Genomic DNA, 18,043 nt, shown 5'->3' on the forward strand with positions numbered 1-18,043 from the left:
CTCTGGCTGGTCGCCGCGCCAGCCTCAGCGCAAATGGTCCTGGTCATGGAGAGCGACGGCTCTCTGACCTCATCCCGGTCTCAGAGCAGTTTTGCCCGGAACTACAACGACGGCGTTGGTCAGGGATCGGCGTCCGATGGTTTGGCCATTCTTGGTGACACTGAAGCAGCGCTCGAGCCTGACGCACTGAGGTTTGCAGCACTCGCCCAGCCAGCACCCCTGCCCCGCGCAGACGTTCTCTCGGGCATCGAGGCAACAGCCCTGCGTTATGCCGGCCATCCCGGTTTGCGCCGCGCAGGACTGTCCGTCACGGATTGGCTGAGCCTCTACCGCGCCAATATCGAAGTGGAGAGCGCCTACCGGCAGGATGCAATCTCAACTGCGGGCGCTATCGGTCTCGGCCAGTTGATGCCAGCGACTGCACGCGACCTTGGCGTCGACCCGCGTGATCCGCTGCAGAATCTCGATGGCTCCGCCCGATACCTTGCGACAATGCTGGAGACGTTCGGCCATCCGCGTCTTGCCCTGGCAGCCTACAATGCCGGCCCGGATGCTGTGCGCCAGTATGGCGGCATTCCCCCCTACCGAGAAACCCAGAACCACGTGGCCCGCGTCATGGCCGTCGTGGCCCGATTGGAAGGATCAAATTCATGAGACCGATTTCAAACCTCTTTGTCGCCTCGCTGGCGCTATTCCTGCTGATTGCCGAGCCCGCCCTCGCCCAGAGCATCGACCTCTCCCCGATCCAAAGCTTGTTGCAGGGCATTGTCGATGCGCTGACCGGCCCTCTAGGTGTGGTCATCGCCACACTCGCGGTCCTCGGCGTTTTCTTGAGCTGGTTCTTCAACATCATCGATCTGCGCCAGGCGCTTTGGGTGCTTGTCGGGATCGCCGGTGTTGCCGCTGCCCCCACCATCGTTGCCGCGGTCTTTGCCGGTGGCTGAGCGCGCGCCTCTCTTTCTGGGCCTCGTGCGCCCGCCCAAGCTTCTGGGCCTGCCCATCATGTACGCTATGGTCTGGCTCTTTGGCTCGGTGCTCTTGTTCGTCTGGGTCCAGCACATCGCAGTGCTGGGTGTCGCCGCCCTGCTCTATCCGGTGCTTTGGAAGGCCGCGGATTGGGACCCGCGTTTCATCGACGTGATGATGACGGCGCTGCAGGAAACGCCACCCACGCGCAACCGGTCCATCCACGACGGGGACAGCTATGCCCCGTGATGAAGCCCGTGATGCGGCGCTCGACCTCCGCACGATGACGCCGGACTGGTATGCGCGCGAGACCCGCCTCGCGCATATGCTGCCCTATGTGAGCCTCGTCGACGACCAGACCGTGCGGACCCGGGTGAACGAACTCTTCCGCTGCATCCGGCTCGAGGGGATCAACAGCTACACGACGGACGATGCCTATCTCGACAAGGTGACGGCGCTTTTTGCCCGCATCGTCGCGCAGCTGGGGCCGGAGTTCAGCTATTACGTCCACAAGGTCTCCAAGGCCATCAAACCTGATCTCGACCCCATCCGTGAGGACAGCTTCGCGGGCGAGGTGGACCGGCGCTGGAGCGCGAAACTCGAGACCAGCGGGCTCCGCGACAAAACACTGACGCTCACCGTCATTCACCGCCCGCCTCCGAAAAGCCTCCTGCCGTTCCTGAGCCGCAGCGCGCCGGACCGACTGAAAGAGGAGACCCGCAAACGCCTGCAGCGCCTAGGTGAGGCCGTGAACGTCTTCCTCTCGGGGCTTACCGAGCTCAAGCCGCGCCTGCTGTCAGCCGGATCGGGAGAGTTGGTGGGATTTTTGGGCGCGCTCAACACGGGCACCGAGCTGCCGCTCTACCCGGCCAACACCTACGGCTTTCTGTCCTTCAACGTCGCCAATACCCGCGTGACGTTTCACGGCGACCATTTCGAGCTTTCCGAGGGCGTCGTGGGCCACCGCTACGGCAAGAGCTTCACCATCGGAGAATACTCGGAAGGCACCTCCTGCACCATGTTCGACATGCTGAACCTGCCGGTCGACATGATCGTGACGCACTCCTTCACGCCGATCAATTCGAACCTCATGGCGGGCCGCATCAAGCGGCAAAAGCGCCAGATGCAGGCCAGCCAGGACGCAGCCCTCTCGCTCCTGGAAGCCCTCGACATCGCCGCCGATGATCTCGAGGCCAAGCGCCAAAGCTTCGGCGAGCATCACATGGTCGTGACGCTCTTTTGCGACACGCTCGAAGAACTGCAAACCCTCAGCGCCGAGATCGTGAACGCCGCCGCAACCGAAGGCGTGAAGATGATTGGCGAGCGGGTCGCGGCCAAGGCGCATTACCTCAGCAAGCATCCCGGAAACCAACCCAAGCGCGTCCGCGCCAGCGCCGTCACCAACCGCAACTTCGCGGATTTTGCGGCCTTCCACCGGACACAGCTCGGCAAACCTGCAGCACTTACCCCCTGGGGCCGGGTCGTCACATATTTGCCCACGCCGGAGCAGAGCGCCTACCGGTTTTCCTATCACGAGCAGGGATCGCCCGACAAAGAACCGACCAGCGGCCATACCCTGATCATGGGGCGGCCCGGGTCCGGCAAATCGGTGCTGTCGGCCTTTCTGATGACCCAGGCCCGTCGCGCAGGGGCGCGTATCTTCGTCTTCGATTACCGTCTTGGCATGGAGATGGCGGTGCGCGCCAATGGCGGGCGCTACGCCTCCCTGAAAGCCGGCCAGCCCACGGGTCTCAACCCGCTCTGGACAGAGACCGATGCGCGCGGCACCGCCTGGCTCTCGGATTGGCTCACAACCCTGCTCTACCGCGCCGACAAGCCCCTGACCCCGGCGCAGACCAACCGCATCCAGGAGGTCGTGCGCCAGAATGCCCAGGCCACCAATCCGGCCCTGCGGAACTGGCGGGATTTCGCATCGCTGTTTGTGTCCACCGATGATGGCGGCGATCTGCACCAGCGCCTGCTCGAGTGGACCGAAGACGGCCGCTACGGCTGGATCTTCGGGCAGAGCCTCGAGGACACGTTCTCGCTCAAGGGCGATGTCGTGGGCTTCGATCTGACCGGCATTCTCGACAGCGAGGCCGACAAGGAACGGATGGCGGTCCTGTCCTATCTTTTCCGCCGGGTCGAGCGCGAGATCGAGGACCGCCGCCGCACCATCATCGTGATCGACGAGGCCTGGAAGGCGCTCGACAACGCATATTTCGCCGAACGGTTGTCGAACTGGCTCGTGACTGCGCGCAAGCAGAACACCGTCGCGGTGATGATGACGCAATATGCCAGCCAGCTTGAGCGCACCCGGACCGGCAAGACCATTGTCGAAGCCGTTCCGACGCAGATCCTGCTGCCCAATATCCGCGCCAATGCCTCGGACTACGCGATGCTGAACCTCACGGAGAAGGAGCTCGACGTCCTTCTCAACACGGGCAGCAACAGCCGCCTCGCACTGATCCGCGACGATCAGGGCTCAATCGTCGTCGATGCCGATCTGAGCGCCCTTGGGCCCAATCTCACGATCCTTGGCGGCATGGAAAAGGGCGAAGCGCTTGTCGGCACCGATTACCGCGACCGCCCAGATTTTTGGAGGCTTTCATGATCCGTATTCTTATCGCTTTGGCTGCGCTCGGCGCGCTGGCCTCCTGCACCCAGTATCGGGAGCCGCAGGCCAATTGCTTTTCCTTTCTCGCCTCGACGGCAGCGACAGCCCAGGATTGCCACTTCGCACCGCTCGGCGCGCCGGAGGGCGACGTTGAAGTCTAGCCTGCCTCATATCCTCGCGTTTTGCCTGCTGCCCGGTCTCGCCTTGTCTCAAGGCGTGCCGACCAATGACAGTGGGCTGACAGCGCGTGACATCGTCGAGACCGGCGATCGCGAGGCAGACTTGGCTGTTCAGGCCCACAAGCTTGCAGTGCGCGAACTCATCGCCGAGATCGAACGGGAGCAGCTGGAAACCCTCCGACGCATCCTCGATGCCCAGACCAGCTTCGGCGGTCAGGGCCTGCCCGCGATGGTCTTGGGGCTTGAGGACGGTAACGGCGATCCAGACCGCTCGGTCGAAGCGGTCTATGGAAGTGCCGAGATCGACCCCAATCCCGGCGGCGCGCAACTGTTCGGGGATGCGGCAGAAAACATCGAGCAGCTCATCATCCGCGTGGCCCAGGAGACCAGCGGCTTTGCGGGTGTTGGCCGCGCAGGGCTCTCGCCCGTCCAGTGGCGCGCGTTGCTGCAAGCGCTGATCTGGCAGGAAAGCCGGTTTACGATTGGGGCACGGTCTCCCGTCGGCGCCTATGGTCTCACCCAGATCATGCCTGGGACGGCCAGCGATCTGGGCATCAACCCGGAATACTATGACAGCCCCTACCTTCAGGTGCATGGCGGCGCGCGCTATCTCGCGACCCAGCTCAATACCTTCGATGGCAATATCATCAACGCACTGGCGGCTTATAATGCCGGACCCGGTCGCGTGTTCGAATATGGTGGGGTGCCGCCCTTTGCCGAAACCCAGCACTACGTTCAGGTCATCCCCGAACGCTACAATCTCTACCTGAGCCGCATCGGCGGGATCGAAGCGCTCGGCACCATAGACCCCGCACTTCTGGCGAATGCCAACCTCTCGATCACGGGGCACGGCGCGGCGGTCTATGGCAACAACTCGCCTGTCGCGATCCGTCAGGCCGCGCTGCGTATTGCGGATATCGTCGAAAGGATTTCCGAAACCGAGGACGTGCAGGAGAGCGTCGCGCTCAACACTTATGCCCGCGCCGAACTCGTGCGCCTCGTCGCTGCACGCATCCGGCTTCAGGCGGCACACACCCGCGTCCTCTCTGCCGAGGAGCTGGCCCAGGCCAGCGCCCGCATGGCCGAAGGCGCGTTCATGGAATTCACGATCAGGGAGATTGAATGATGGGACATCTGCTCTTGAGGACAGCTTTGGCCACGACACTTGGCGTTGGCTTGCAGTTCAGCGCCCTACCCCCTGCCGCAGCACAAGGTGTACCGGTCGTCGACACCCAGAACATCGCGCAAAACATCCAGCAGTTGCGGCAGATGATCGAAGACGAGATCCTGCAAAACGAGCAGCTGACGCAGCTCCGCGAACAGCTTGCCACACTCACGGATCAACTCGCGGAGCTGCAAAGAACCTATGAAGCGTTGACCCGCCTTGCCGAGCTTCCAGAAATCATCCGGACGGAAATGGAAGACGAGTTGAACGGTCTGCTCGACCAAGAGTTCGGGGACATCCTCGCCACGATTGACGCGATCAAGACTGGGGATTTCTCGGGCCTATCCGGTTCTGGCGCAGGCGAGATCGAAACCCAGATGGACCGGGTGCTGGCCGATCTCGGCTTCGATGAAGACACGCTCTCGGAAATGGCCACCAGCGGCAATCCCGGGGCCAACCGTGTGGCCACGCAGGCAACAACCGGCGCACTCGTCTCAGCCGCCGCCCAGAACAGCTATGAAGATGCCGGCCAGTCGCTCGAGCGGGTAGACCGCCTTGTCGGGCTCATCGACGACATGGAAGAGCTCAAGCAAAGCGTCGATCTCAACACGCGCGTGACAGCTGAATTGGCCATCGCCCTCGTGGCAATGTGGCAGCTGGAAGCGATTCAAACGGTGGGCGATGGCACGGGCGGCGTGATCGATGCCGCCACCATCGCCGAAGAGCAGCGCTTCATGGATTTCACCTTGCCAGACCTCCGGGCAGACTGATCGTGGGGGCATGACGGGTGGCGACTGAACAAGAAATCATCGAGGAAGAACTGGTCTATGGTGCCCTGCGCCGTGAACGGCTTTGGCAGCGTCTTGGCCTGATAGGCCTTGTCTTCGGCATCATCGGCTGTCTGAGCGCGGCAGCTGTCTCGATCCTCGATGTCGATCCGCCCCCCGTCGTTGTCCCCTATGATCCCGCCACCGGCTTTGCACTCCCCGAGGCCTCGGTGGGCGCTTCCTCGGTCACCGCCAACCAGGCGATCATCGAGGCGGAGGTCTTCCGCTATGTGACCGATCGTGAGGTCTACAATCAGCTCGACAACGATTTGCGCATCCGCAGCGTCCTGCGCCGCTCGGATGGGGCCGCCGAGAGCGGGCTGCGCCAGATCTGGAACAGCGCCAACGAGAATTACCCGCCGACGGTCTATGGCCCCAATGCTCGGCTCGACGTGGAAATCCTCAGCATCAACCGGATCGGAACCAACCGCGCGACGGTCCGCCTGCGCAAGCGCCTGACGTCCATTAACGGCATCCAGACCGGCCTCTTCACTGCGACGCTTCTCTTCGAGTTCCGCCCGGAGACCCGCCGCTCCATCGATGAGGTCTGGACCAATCCATTCGGCTTCACCGTCCTCGAATATTCCATCCGCTCCGACAGATTGGAGAACTGACGTTGTTGTTTATGAGATCGCTTATTTTTGTCATTGCCCTGTTGCCCGGCCTCGCCTCTGCCGAAGCCATCCCGCGTGGCGGTCCCAACGACAGCCGAGTGCGCTTGGCCACCTACCAGGAGGGTCAGGTCTACCGTCTCAGCGTTTCGCTCACCCATGTGACCACCATCGAGTTCGGCGAGGGCGAAAGCATCCGCTCGATCATCGCGGGCGACACCGAGGGCTTCGAGATCGACGGCGTCCCGGGCGGTCAGGCCTTCGCGATCAAGCCTGTGGCGCGCGGGGTGCATACCAATGTGACAGTCTATACGAACCGCCGGAGCTACTACTTCAACGTCGAGGAGGTCCGCAGCCCGACCTTCTACGTGGTGCAGTTCCGCTATCCGGAGGACGATGCGCGCCCGACCCGGGCCATCGCCGCCCAAGCGCCGAACTACAATTATGGCGCCAGCGCGCGGACCGAGTTCACGCCAACGCGCATCTGGGATGACGGGACGTTCACGTATTTCGCCTTTCCAAGAAACGCGCCTGTGCCCGCGATCTTCCGCTACGCGGGCGGCCGTGAACGCACGGTCAACACGCAAACCCCTGAAGACGGCGTGATCCGCGTCAGCGGCGTGAACCGTCAATGGGTCCTGCGACTTGGCGAAGAGGTGGTCTGCATCGAGGCGATCCCGCCCGCGGAGGCCGCCTCATGAGCGATACCGGGAACACCGAGCTGGAAAAACGCCTCGCCGCCCTTGAGAAAGGCAGTGCCCGCGCGCCCACAGCGGCGGTGCAGCGCCGGTCGCCCCTTCTCGCGCTGATCGTGGTCATCGTCATCGGCGCGGGTGGTGCCCTGCTTTATCTCCTCTCACAGCCCGACGAAGAGGAAGCATTGCCGACGGCCACCCCGGATGTTTTTCAAAGCGAGGGGGACGGCTTTGGTGCCATCGAGACCTTGCCCCCGCCCGAGCCCGAGGTTGTGTTCGTCGGACCAGACCCCGTCGAGCCCAACGCGGAGCTTCTGGCGCAGATCACCGCCCTGCAGGCCCAGATCGAGGAATTGCGCAACGCCCCCGAACCGGTCGTCGAGGAAGACACCGCCGCCGCAGAGGCGATCGACGCGCTGACCGCTCAGATCGCGGCGCTGCAAGCCGCCTCGGAAGCCGCACAGCAACGATTCCAGGACGAACTGACGGCGCGGGATCGCAGCCTTGAGCAACTCCGCATGGATCTGGAACTGGCCCAACTCGAAGCCAGCCGGCCCCAACCCGCCCCAGCAGGCCCCACGGAAGATGAGCTGCTCGCACGCGAGCAAGAGCGACTGCGCCGCGAAGAAGAAGCCCGGCGCATGGCCGAGCTGGAGCGCCGCGCCGCGGAGGAACGCGCCTTCCAGGAGCGGCGCACCACCTCGCCCACCATAGCTTTTGGCGGTGCCTCCGGAGCGAATGAAACGGCTCTGACCGAACGCACTTTTGGCGAGGTGACGGATTTCGTGCTGAACGGTGCGTTGCCCTCCACCGTGACGCAGGCCGAGGTGATCGCCAATCCCTCCAACACCATCATCCAGGGCACCATGATCCAGGCCGTCATGGAAACCGCCCTCGACAGCTCCCTGCCCGGTCAGACCCGTGCCGTGGTGTCCGAGGATGTCTACAGCGTCGATGGCGCGCGCCTCTTGATCCCCCGCGGATCCCGTCTCATCGGGCGCTACCGCGCCGGCGTCGATATCGCGCAGCGCCGCGTGACCATCGCCTGGGACCGGATCATCCTGCCCGACAACCAGACCGTCCAGATCAGCTCCTTCGGGGGCGATGAACTGGGTCGCTCCGGCGTCACGGGTTTCGTGGACACACGCTTCGCCGAGCGTTTCGGGTCGGCCGCCCTGATCTCGCTGATTTCGGCTGCGCCAAGTGCCGCCGCCTCCGAGGTCCAGGACGAGACTGCCGCCGACGTTCTCGAAGACGTTGGCGATGATCTGGCCGATGCGACGGACAGCGTCATCGGCGACTATCTCTCAATCGGCCCCGTCATCTATGTCGACCAGGGCGCCCGCGTCACGGTCATGGTCGACCGCGATCTGGAGATATTCTGAGCCCATGTCGCTGAGCTATCTCGAAACCTCGCTCGACCGGATCGACGCCGCCGCCCGCGACGATGTCATCGAGATCTGCATCAATCCCGACGGGACCTGTTGGGGCGAATTCCAGGGGGATCACTTCATGCGCGCGCTGGACCAGAGGCTGACGGGCGTTCAGGTCAGGGACCTGGGCAATCAGATCGCCTCCTCGGCCAATACAACGATGAGCAAGGACCGCCCGATCGTCTCGGTCTCGATCACCTACAAGGGTCGCCCGATCCGCGCACAGGTCATCACCCCGCCGGCCGTGCTCTCGGCCATGTCGATCAACCTGCGGTTCTTCTCAAGCCTGCCACTCGAGGGCATTGCGCTCGATTTCCTCTACGGAAAAGAGCGCAAGCTCGAAGACCTGCGCGTCGAAAAAAAGCGCGCCTTGCGCGCAGTGGTGGCCGCGGGTTTGATCGATGATGCGCTGGCCTTCTGCGTCGAGAACAAACTCAACATGATCGTCTCGGGTGGCACCTCCACCGGCAAGACCGTCGCCGCGCGCAAGATCCTCTCTCACGTACCGGCCGAGGAACGCATCGTCACCATTGAGGAAGCCTCCGAGCTTCTGCCGACCCAGCCCAATGTCGTGACCCTCATCGCCAATCGCGACGCGGAGTTCCAAACCGCCGATGTGCTTCTCACTGCGACGCTCCGCATGCGCCCCGATCGGATCATCCTGGGCGAGGTGCGCGGCAAGGAGGCCATGACCTTTCTGGAAGCCATCAACACCGGCCATGGCGGGTCCATGACCACGCTGCATGCCGAAACCCCGCAATTGGCCGTGCAGCGGCTCGCGATCGCTGCACTCAAGACCGAAATCCCGATGACCTATGCCGACATGATCCAGTACATCGAAAATTCCATTGACGTGATCATCCAGGCCGGTCGCCATGACGGCAAACGCGGCATCACCGAATTCTACCTCCCCGGCGCAACTGAGATTGGAGCTTCCTCATGAAAACCTTTGAATATGACATCCTGTTCTTTCCGGTGAAGAAGCAAGAGGACTACGACGAGGTGCGACGTGCTTTGAATGAGCGCGGCGCGGAAGGGTGGGAGGTTATCACCGCCGAAGCCGGCGACTACGGCTACACCACTTTCTTGAAGCGTGAGACTGGTACAATGAAGGCGGCATCGGAATGACACGGGCTATTGCAGTCGCTGGCCTGCTCTTGATCTTTGGCACAACTGCTGGCGTAGCCGAGCGGAACCTGATCCCGACGCTCGACAACCACCCAAATGTTTGCCCAGACCAGCCACCTGAGCCGAAGTGGATGCAGAACATCAATGTGCGCGAATCCTATAAGCGCCTTTTGATCCAACAGATATATCGGGCTCAAAGCATGGAGCGCGTCGTAGACTCGCAAAACTGCGACTGTCCCACACGGTATCCAACTTGGGAGGACGCCGTACGCTTCTACACAGAGCGCTATGCTTCATCTAAATACTGGGACGTTGTCGAAGCGACGTCCGAATACCGACGACAGGCAAATGAACTGCGCCGCGCCGCCATGCCAATCTGCGTAGCAGCTGTCAACTGGTAGCAATCCATGAGTGTCGTCACCTACTTCGTGGAAACGTCCGAAGGGTATCTAGATACCGCTGCCGAAACTCAGTTTGGTGCGGTCGCAGCAACGGTCGGCACGTTGCTGGTTCTGGGCACAACACTAGTTGTCATTCTGGTCTTCATCAACATGATCTACCAATATCGCGCCATGGACGGCCGAACTGCCTTTTGGCTGGCCGTGAAGGTCGGACTTATAGGGGTCTTCGCGGCCAACTGGGTCCAGTTCAATGCGCTTGCCTCAGCAATACTGAACGGAATTGACAGCATTGCCGGGGCACTTGTGGCTTCTGTCGGCGGCGGATCACCTGGTCCGTCCGGTACCTTTGCAGAGGAATTTGACGAACTGATTGCAGCGCTCGGGGACTATCTGAATGCTGCGGGATCTGAGCTGAACTGGATGGCGGGTGCCTTGCTTGACACACTTGGGGTTCTGCTGCTCTCGATTCTTGGCGGGTTGGCGGCGTTCATTGTTGTGGCGTCCCGGCTCATGATCGCTCTGCTAATTGGCATTGCGCCAGTGATGATCTTCTTGACCCTGTTCGAGGTGACCAAGGATTATTTCGCGCGCTGGTTATCCGCGCTCATTTCATTCGCGATGTATCCGATCGTCGTCGCCGGAGTGTTCGCGACGATCACGGGGGTCTCTCGGGCGCTTCTTGCCGAACTTGGCGACCCGGAGGGAGCCTCGAACATAGGGGCCCTTATCCCATTTTTCATGATGGTGCTGATGGCAAAGGGTTTCATCATAGCAACGCCTTTCTTGGTTCGGGCGATTTCCGGAAACATCATGATGCCAGCACTCTCAGCCGGGTTCGGGGGAAGCTATGCCTTCGCCAGAGGGCTTGCAGGTAGCCAACAAGTTTACAATCGCTATGCCATCGGTGGCGCAACTGGGGCTGAATACGCAGCCCTTCGAGCGCGACAATTCTTCGGCGTGCAAGCCTTGCCGAGCCGGCCAAATACTGCTGGAGGGCCAACTGCGGCTCGTCCGGGTGACGCAACCGGAACAGGCGCCCGAATGCTGGCACAGCTTTCGAGACTTGGTAGGTTGGGCAGGCGGTGACAGCCAGGTGCCAAAAACTTGCCAAAACTGCAAAGGTTTCGCCGCGGGTTTTTGTCATTGCTAAACGGTTGATCCCTCGCGACACAAGGCACGTGGCCAAACACGACCGTTTCTGCCACAAGCGGAATCGACAATTTTAGCACCGTGCCACGGCCCTGCGCATCGCCCGATTGCCAACTGGCTCAGGCTCTTCGCCGGGGTGTTGCCCTTCACCTTTCCAGTCGTCTGACCAAAGCCAATCTTCGAAATAATAGAGCCAAAGGTAAGTCCACGGAATGATGGTTTGGTCGATCCGCTTCCGCGCGTCCCATTCCCTGGCACCTGGAAGATAAAGACAAAGGCGCAGCGGATCTCTGTAGACGTGAGGAAAAGGACGCCCTGCCGCCAGCAACTCCAGATCCGGGTCGTCTATCTGAACACCGGGCGTTTGACCCGGCTGAAGCGTGATCGTGGCAAGGTAGGAGCGCGCCAAGGCGGTCGGTTGTATAGGCTCTTGCCATGTCAATTTGTTTGCGCGGACCTGCCCCACACCACTGATAGCCGGGCTTGCCTTCAGGAACAGCAGCTGCTGCGACAGGGTCAGGTCGTATTGCCCGCCTCGTCCTATCATCAATCACCGAAGAACGTATTTGTGGGCACGGTCGTTGATGCTGCGACCTTCGATGTCGTCAGCCCGACCACAGGTGCGACAGAAAGCAGACCCGATTTGCGACCATCCGACACCGCATTGACGCGGTTGCCGAGAACCCGTCCGGTGACACCGGAACCAAACGAACGCTCCATGTTCAATGACACACGGTCCTGACCAACAGCATCGCGAAGGACTTCAAAGTCGGACAGAGCTTGTGCGTGCCACGCATAGAATGCTGGTGCCCGGCGTTCATCCTTGTTCCAATTGTCGGCGAAGTTTTCCCCGTTGGTTGTCTCGTTCAGGATGGCATAGCCCCGCCGTCCGTCCAGAATGGGGCGGTCGATGAAGTGCGGCATCATCCGGATCGTTTCGACCAACAGATCCATTTCGTCATGGAAGACGTGGTTGCGCACGCAATAGGCATAGGACTGCATCGCAAGGGTGGTAATGATAACGGAAATCGGGGCCACGTCTTGCGTGTTGTTCTGATAAAAAACGTCGCGGTGCCGTTTGAGCAATTGCACGATGCGGCGCAGGATGCCTTTCACTGCTTCTCGGACGGGGAACGGCTCCACCGTCGCCTCGTCCCGCTGCATGGCGATAAACTTGCCCACAAAGGTAGGCCGGAGTGCGGCGCGCTCATCGAACAGGGTCTTGTAGGCCCGCGGGTTTGTCGGATGCCATTCCTTCAGAGCCCGGTCGGGCACCAATTCGCCCCGGTTGCCGCAGACCGGGTTTGCTATCGTCGGGGATAGGTCGAGGTGGAAGTCCCCCGCATAGTTGAGACGCCAACAACGCTTTTTTTCTTCGAGAAGGCGCACATAGGTGGCGTGTTCCTTGAGCCGGTTTCCAACCGCCGCCTTCAGGGTCGCTGGTGAGATGCCGGACGCGATACCTGCACAAAAGCAGATCAGATCGACATCGAATTCCCGCCGCCCGATTGGCTTCACGGCCGTTCCAAGCGCACTGGACCCTTGGAGATAGACCAGAACACTGACGAGTAGGGGATCAGTTGAACCGGACAGCCAGTCTCCGACGGCACCATAGCTCTGGCGCGCACGATCAAACTGGGTTTCGGTGAGGTCCAGATCCTCGCCTATCTCGTCCAGGATGGTGAATATCTGCGTGCGCCGCCGAATATCACTGTCGGTCAGCGGCTGTCGCAACATCTGATTCATGCCGCTTTCTCCTTGAGTTGATAGACCGGCACGAAGGTATCGGCAGGCTGGGTGAAAAAGATCGGGGTCAGGTGGGGCTTTGCTTTTCGGGCTTCTGACATACCGAGGCCCTTGAGGCGGCCGATCTTCGTGGTGTCATCCAAGGTAAAAAACCCGCTCGGGACAGACGGCGAAATGCGGTAGATGCGATCCCCATCGTAAGGGTGTCCCGTCAGAAGTTTTGCCATGCCGAGGGCGCCATGTGATTGCCCATCCGCGTAAAGGTTGAGGACTTTGAGGCCGAGTCCGGCAAACCCTGGACTTTCGGGCAGCATGTAGACTTCGTCCAGACACCCCAGGCTCAGAATGCGCAGGTCTGACGGATGCCACCCCAGAAGAGTGATGGCTTCGACGACAGCAATGGCTGTGGGATTGTTGGCCCATGTCCCGCCATCGGTCAGGCCAATATCATCAGCAGTGCGATGTCGCTTGAAATACGTAGGTGCCGCTGCCGTAGCCAGGGCGGCATCAAGCGCAGTCTTGCGATAATCGGTTTGCAGGCGTGTGTGATGCGCGGTCTTGTAGATATAAGGGCTGCGGAGATCGGCATCCCACGCCGGGATCACCAACCGGGTCTGTGATTGCCCGATCAGATCGTTGTTGAGAACGGCCTTGAGTTCACGAGCAAGAATTGCCGCATCGTGCTTTGGACCGACTACGTGCCGACCTGTGGCGGTGAGGGTGCGCCATGCCTGCCGTATCCTCCCCAGCGGTTCATCATCCGCATTGTCCTGACCGAAGATGACAGGCCCGCGACGCTCGTAAAGCTCGAGCAGTTCCTTTGCCGTGCGGCCGAGGCCAAGGCCGAGTGCGATGATGCCACCCGTCGATGTGCCCGCGATGAGATCGAAATAGCGCCCAATGGGCTGGCCCAGATCCTCCTCGAGCCCCGCGAGGAATGCAGCGGGCATCGTGCCCTTAATCCCGCCCCCGTCGATGGAGAGGATGCGACGTATCTGCCTGTTGTTCCCACCGTTGCTCATCCTGACATCCATTCCGCTTATGCCCTTCAGCCTTTCGGCGGATACGGGTCCTTGCCATAGGTGTTGCGCTCGCGGATGCGACCGTTCTCGCCGTGGATCAGCATCTCGCTGCCCTGACGAATGGCGGATTCCCGCGCGGCTGTGATGGCCTCGCGCTGCGTGCCGTGGACGGAAGACGCGCGGGAGTTACCCGCCCCCTTCACTGCCCAACCGCTTTCATGCGGCACAACATGCTGATTTTTCTTAGACATTTCAAGCCTCACGTGTCGATTTCGGTTGACGATGCGACAACCTTATGTTTAAATATACAGGAAGAAACGGCGTTTATCAACCACAACAATAACCGCCGGGAGAGGATCATGTTCGGACAAAGACTCAGGCTTGCCCGCAAGCGGGCGGGTCTATCCATGCAAGCGCTCGCGGAGCGCGTAACCCCAAGCGTGTCAGCGCAGGCCATCAGCAAATACGAGGCGGACAAGATGATGCCGTCCTCGTCAGTGCTGGTCGGCCTCGGCAAGGCGCTCGGCGTGTCACTGGACTTCCTGCTCGGCGGTCAGGTCGAAGCTCTGGAAAGCGTCGAGTGGCGAAAGAACTCGACCGCCTCGGCGCAGGATCGCGCGATGGCGGAATCCATCGTCATCGAGAAGCTCGAAGACTATCTCGCCATCGAGGACATCCTCGATATGCACCCCGCTGAAGACCCCTTCGCCGCGCTGCGCGTGGACATGGTGGCCGATGAAGAGGCCATCGACGCCAAGGCGCGGGACGTGCGGCGCGAGTGGCAGCTTGGGATCGACCCGATCCCGAGTATGACCGCCCTGCTCGAAGACAAGGGACTCAAGGTCATCGAGGCCGATCTCCCGGAACGCATCAACGGGCTGGCCTGTCATGTCGAACGGGCGGAGGGCGCACCGACTGAGGTGATCGTCGTCTCGCGGCACACCAATGTCGAACGCAAGCGCTTCAACCTCGCCCACGAACTCGCGCACCGGATCATCACCGAAACCGGCAATGCCGCACTGAAAAAGGAGCCCTCGATGCACCGCTTCGCGGGGGCGTTCCTCATTCCGCGTGAGCATCTGGAAGAGGAAGCTGGCCGAAACCGTCACGGCATGACCTGGATAGAGATCATGCGGCTCAAGCGCACCTATGGCGTCTCCGCCGCCGCGATGCTCGTGCGGCTCGGCCAGGTGGGCATCCTGTCGAAGAGCGCTGTGGAATATGCGTTCAAGACCTATGCGCGAAGCTGGCGGCGCGAGGAGCCGGAGCCTATCGGTCCAGGCGAGGGCTTTGCGGCCTTCGAGAAGCCGCAGCGCTTCGAGCGCCTCGTCTGGCGCGCGCTCGGCGAGGAGATGATTTCCCCCGTGCGGGCGGCGCAGATGCTCGGGCTCCCCTTGAGCGTTGTCGAACGCGACATCAGGGGGCCTCGTGACCAGTGACCTGGGTTGTCGTCAATGATGCGTCCTGTCTGATCGACTTGAAGAAGGGAGAGTTGCTGCACGTCCTGCTGCGGCTGCCCTATCGCTTCATCGTGCCCCTGCCCATCCGTGAGGAGGAGCTGCTCGATTTCACAGCGCAGGAATGGCGGATGCTCGAAGACGGTGGCCTCGCCACCTACGATCTGCCGGGGGAAGAAGTCGCGCGGGTTTTCGCTCTAAAGCGGGAACATAGCCGCCTGTCGGCCAATGATTGCTTCGCCCTCGTGACGACAACCTGCCAGGAAAACGGCATCCTCCTGACCGGCGACAACCTTCTACGCAAGGTCGCCACCGCTCGCGCGGTGCGCGTTCATGGCGTCCTCTGGATCATCGACGAGCTGCACGCCGCCGAAGCCTGCGATGTCGGGCTTCTTGTCTCCGCCCTGCAAATCTGGCGGGCGGATGAGGCGGTCTTCCTACCCCCCGCCGAGATCGACAAGCGGCTGCGCCGTCTCGGGGCATGATCTGAACAAGGTGGAGATGGCTGGACCCTGCCCACGACGTTCCGAGCGAAAGATCGAACGGTCATGCAAACCAGCCCCTTTTTTCGGCGTCAAAAAGCATCGTTTGTGACATTCAGCGTTACGGAAGCTACGCGCAGGTCGCCATGCCCGCCACCCTATCGCGCAACCAGCCTTTCACCATCCTCCTCTCGCAGCATCGCTTCCATGTCGTCCAAGCCATCGACTGCAGAGCGCATCTGCGCCTCATCAGCTACGCTCGCTGCCTCTGCATCGGCGACCTGGCTTCCAAAATCCATCTCCATCTGGCGCTGTTCCTCGGCGATAACGGTTTGAACGACAGGCGCGGTCTTTTTTGGAGCGACGTCGGTTTGCTTTGACGTTTGGCTGCCAGCATCTTGGTGTGCGGTCTCCACAACGGCGTCAGACCCACCTGGTCCGTTTGAAGGCGGAGTCATCGGCATGGCGCGCATACTCAGCGGCAGTTCACCCTGCGGCCCCCCTCCCCCAGGCTCTGGAAACGGCAACTCGCCCGTCTGTGCCGCGTGGATCTTCTTGAGCAACCGGTCGTCAAAATACTGGATCCGTTTGGCCCGGACGGGCATTTGCGCATCGATTACCATAACGATCTCATCAAGCGGCAGGCGGCGAGCTTCATCTTCAGGCAGCAAAGAGCTTTCCTCGGTCCGTGTGGATTGGCTACGGCCCTCGAAGGGGTTCTTGCCGATGGATTGCGACCGCGTGACCACGGTCTTCGTGGTCTTGCCGACCGCCTTGCTCAGCTCCTCGACGGTCTTTTCATCAGAAGGTGTCAAGTAAAGCTTCACGCCCGCGTTGCCCTGCAGGGCGCGGCGGGTGTTCTCGCCGTAGATTTCATCGAGGGCGGGGATGGTTTGGGTGACCACGGCAAGGTGACCTCGATAAGTGCGCAGGGTCTCGATGCTTTCGACCACGATGGGCATTTTTCCGAGACGGTTGAACTCGTCGAGCATGATCATCACGGGCCACGGCTCGTCGGACCCGGGATCTTTTTCCTGCATGGCGGAAAGGAGGTCGGAGAAAAACAGCCGGATCAGCGGCGCGAGCGGCTTCACCATTAGCGGCTGGACCACGAGATAGACCGAGAAGGGCTTTTTGCGGATCGTCCGGAAATCAAAATCCGAGACTGCTGTCGCCTCATCGATGGCCGGGTTCTGCCATTGATCCAGCCCCGAGGTCATCAGGAGCGAGACATAGGAGGTCAGCGTGTCATTGTTGGTCGAGGCCAGCCGGGTGAAGATCAACTTGGCGGCCCTGTTCTCCACCTCGTGGCCGCGCGCGAAATACTCCTTCTGCTTGTTCCCACCCGAGGCCGCGATGCGGTAGATCTCGCCCAAGGTGGGGCGCTTGCGCTGGAACGCCAGCAGGCCTGCCGCCACGAAGAGATCGATCCCGCCCTTGAGCAGCCCCTGCACCCGGTCATTATCACTTTGCAGAAAAAGCGTCGCCAGGAGCTGCAGTTCCATCTGCTGGCGCGCGGGATCTTTCAGCTCAAAGATGCGCAGGAGCGGGTTGTAACGATGCGTGCGCTTGCCCTCCCAATCGGTAGGGGCAAAGCGATAGACCTTGTCGCCTTGGGCTGCGCGATGCCGGGCCGTGGCCTCAAAGCACTCGCCCTTCACATCGAGCGTCACCGCGGAGCCTTGCCAGGACAGCAAGTTCGGAATGACAAAGCCCGTGGTCTTGCCGCGGCCCGTGGGGGCCACGATCAGCGCGTGGGGGAAGACCTTGGAGCAAATGTAGTTGGCGCGGGAGCCCGGCGGCCCCAGCTTTCCGAGGATGAACCCGGTCCCGGACGCCCCGAAGAAGCCATTGGCCTTCATCTCGCGCGCGGTCTGCCAATGGGTCTGGCCAAAGCGTGTCAGGGCGGACCCTGAGAGGGCGAGGCTCAGCATCAGGCCGGCAGCGGCGAAGCTGCCGATGATCAGGTGAATAAATTGCGCGTCCTCCGGGCGGCGGTCCAGGATCGCCAGATAGTTCTGCGCGATATAGGCAAAGTCGATCTCGGCCCCGAAGCCGAGATCCTGGTAGGTCAGCACCGCCGAGGCGATGGTATAGCCCATGGCCCCGGTCACAAGCGTCACAAGCAGGACGCCCGTGGCGATCCGCGCTTTTCCCATGGCGGC

At 61.5% G+C, this 18,043-nt stretch carries 21 protein-coding genes; 16 read left to right on the forward strand and 5 right to left on the reverse strand.

Translation table 11 applies throughout. The annotated features are described in order from the left end of the window. Positions 1-33: 33 nt before the first annotated feature. Genes WA237_RS16770 through WA237_RS16835 form a run of 14 tightly spaced genes read left to right on the forward strand, consistent with a single transcriptional unit; the run spans position 34 to position 11,108 of the window. The gene (locus WA237_RS16770; protein WP_336098981.1) at positions 34-654 is read left to right on the forward strand and encodes a lytic transglycosylase domain-containing protein; all 621 of its coding nucleotides are present in this window, start codon (positions 34-36) and stop codon (positions 652-654) included. Beyond that, positions 651-944, forward strand: coding sequence for a TrbC/VirB2 family protein (locus WA237_RS16775; protein WP_009815548.1), 294 nt, complete (start codon positions 651-653; stop codon positions 942-944). The genes WA237_RS16770 and WA237_RS16775 overlap by 4 nt, the downstream gene beginning before the upstream one ends. Beyond that, positions 937-1,215, forward strand: coding sequence for a type IV secretion system protein VirB3 (locus WA237_RS16780; protein ID WP_009815547.1), 279 nt, complete (start codon positions 937-939; stop codon positions 1,213-1,215). Before WA237_RS16775 ends, WA237_RS16780 begins: the two co-directional genes overlap by 8 nt. Continuing rightward, positions 1,205-3,580, forward strand: coding sequence for a type IV secretion system protein B4 (locus WA237_RS16785; protein ID WP_336098983.1), 2,376 nt, complete (start codon positions 1,205-1,207; stop codon positions 3,578-3,580). The genes WA237_RS16780 and WA237_RS16785 overlap by 11 nt, the downstream gene beginning before the upstream one ends. Then, positions 3,577-3,744 (forward strand): hypothetical protein, encoded by a 168-nt coding sequence (locus WA237_RS16790; RefSeq protein ID WP_009815545.1) that lies wholly within the window; start codon positions 3,577-3,579, stop codon positions 3,742-3,744. The genes WA237_RS16785 and WA237_RS16790 overlap by 4 nt, the downstream gene beginning before the upstream one ends. Beyond that, positions 3,734-4,888 carry a lytic transglycosylase domain-containing protein gene (locus WA237_RS16795; protein ID WP_336098985.1) on the forward strand — a complete coding sequence of 385 codons (1,155 nt, stop codon included), beginning with the start codon at positions 3,734-3,736 and terminating at the stop codon, positions 4,886-4,888. The genes WA237_RS16790 and WA237_RS16795 overlap by 11 nt, the downstream gene beginning before the upstream one ends. Beyond that, entirely contained in the window at positions 4,888-5,697 is an 810-nt protein-coding gene (locus WA237_RS16800) for a type IV secretion system protein (protein WP_040618660.1), read from the forward strand. Before WA237_RS16795 ends, WA237_RS16800 begins: the two co-directional genes overlap by 1 nt. A 17-nt stretch (positions 5,698-5,714) precedes the next feature. Next, on the forward strand, positions 5,715-6,368 hold the full coding sequence (locus WA237_RS16805) for a virB8 family protein (protein ID WP_009815542.1): 654 nt from the start codon (positions 5,715-5,717) through the stop codon (positions 6,366-6,368). A gap of 11 nt (positions 6,369-6,379) precedes the next feature. Continuing rightward, complete coding sequence (locus tag WA237_RS16810; RefSeq protein WP_009815541.1) at positions 6,380-7,066, forward strand: TrbG/VirB9 family P-type conjugative transfer protein; 687 nt, start codon at positions 6,380-6,382, stop codon at positions 7,064-7,066. Continuing rightward, complete coding sequence (locus WA237_RS16815) at positions 7,063-8,445, forward strand: TrbI/VirB10 family protein (protein WP_336098988.1); 1,383 nt, start codon at positions 7,063-7,065, stop codon at positions 8,443-8,445. The genes WA237_RS16810 and WA237_RS16815 overlap by 4 nt, the downstream gene beginning before the upstream one ends. Before the next feature lie 4 nt (positions 8,446-8,449). Continuing rightward, on the forward strand, positions 8,450-9,436 hold the full coding sequence (locus WA237_RS16820) for an ATPase, T2SS/T4P/T4SS family (protein WP_336098990.1): 987 nt from the start codon (positions 8,450-8,452) through the stop codon (positions 9,434-9,436). Further along, a complete protein-coding gene (locus WA237_RS16825; protein WP_336098992.1) occupies positions 9,433-9,621 on the forward strand; it encodes a hypothetical protein in 189 nt (62 codons plus the stop codon). The genes WA237_RS16820 and WA237_RS16825 overlap by 4 nt, the downstream gene beginning before the upstream one ends. Then, positions 9,618-10,022, forward strand: coding sequence for a hypothetical protein (locus WA237_RS16830; RefSeq protein ID WP_336098994.1), 405 nt, complete (start codon positions 9,618-9,620; stop codon positions 10,020-10,022). Before WA237_RS16825 ends, WA237_RS16830 begins: the two co-directional genes overlap by 4 nt. 6 nt (positions 10,023-10,028) lie before the next feature. Continuing rightward, positions 10,029-11,108, forward strand: a complete 1,080-nt coding sequence (locus WA237_RS16835) for a type IV secretion system protein (RefSeq protein ID WP_009815563.1) — start codon at positions 10,029-10,031, stop codon at positions 11,106-11,108. A 136-nt stretch (positions 11,109-11,244) separates the two neighbouring features. On the opposite strand, the gene WA237_RS16840 is transcribed toward WA237_RS16835, so the two are convergent. Genes WA237_RS16840 through WA237_RS16855 form a run of 4 tightly spaced genes read right to left on the reverse strand, consistent with a single transcriptional unit; the run spans position 11,245 to position 14,190 of the window. Further along, the gene (locus tag WA237_RS16840) at positions 11,245-11,718 is read right to left on the reverse strand and encodes a hypothetical protein (protein WP_009815562.1); all 474 of its coding nucleotides are present in this window, start codon (positions 11,716-11,718) and stop codon (positions 11,245-11,247) included. Next, entirely contained in the window at positions 11,718-12,917 is a 1,200-nt protein-coding gene (locus tag WA237_RS16845) for a nucleotidyltransferase domain-containing protein (protein WP_009815561.1), read from the reverse strand. Before WA237_RS16845 ends, WA237_RS16840 begins: the two co-directional genes overlap by 1 nt. Continuing rightward, entirely contained in the window at positions 12,914-13,939 is a 1,026-nt protein-coding gene (locus WA237_RS16850) for a CBASS cGAMP-activated phospholipase (RefSeq protein ID WP_233486458.1), read from the reverse strand. Before WA237_RS16850 ends, WA237_RS16845 begins: the two co-directional genes overlap by 4 nt. A 26-nt stretch (positions 13,940-13,965) precedes the next feature. Then, positions 13,966-14,190, reverse strand: coding sequence for a DUF2188 domain-containing protein (locus tag WA237_RS16855; protein ID WP_009815559.1), 225 nt, complete (start codon positions 14,188-14,190; stop codon positions 13,966-13,968). 108 nt (positions 14,191-14,298) lie between these two features. On the opposite strand from WA237_RS16855, the gene WA237_RS16860 reads away from it, so the two are divergent. Next, positions 14,299-15,378, forward strand: a complete 1,080-nt coding sequence (locus WA237_RS16860; RefSeq protein ID WP_050754196.1) for an XRE family transcriptional regulator — start codon at positions 14,299-14,301, stop codon at positions 15,376-15,378. Then, positions 15,375-15,881 carry a type II toxin-antitoxin system VapC family toxin gene (locus WA237_RS16865; RefSeq protein WP_336098999.1) on the forward strand — a complete coding sequence of 169 codons (507 nt, stop codon included), beginning with the start codon at positions 15,375-15,377 and terminating at the stop codon, positions 15,879-15,881. The genes WA237_RS16860 and WA237_RS16865 overlap by 4 nt, the downstream gene beginning before the upstream one ends. A 155-nt stretch (positions 15,882-16,036) precedes the next feature. Here WA237_RS16865 and WA237_RS16870 read toward each other — a convergent pair whose 3' ends face one another. Then, entirely contained in the window at positions 16,037-18,037 is a 2,001-nt protein-coding gene (locus tag WA237_RS16870; protein ID WP_336099035.1) for a type IV secretory system conjugative DNA transfer family protein, read from the reverse strand. Between the last annotated feature and the right edge of the window lie 6 nt (positions 18,038-18,043).

Source organism: Roseovarius sp. CH_XMU1461, from assembly GCF_037027165.1.
In the GTDB taxonomy this organism is placed as follows: domain Bacteria; phylum Pseudomonadota; class Alphaproteobacteria; order Rhodobacterales; family Rhodobacteraceae; genus Roseovarius; species Roseovarius nubinhibens.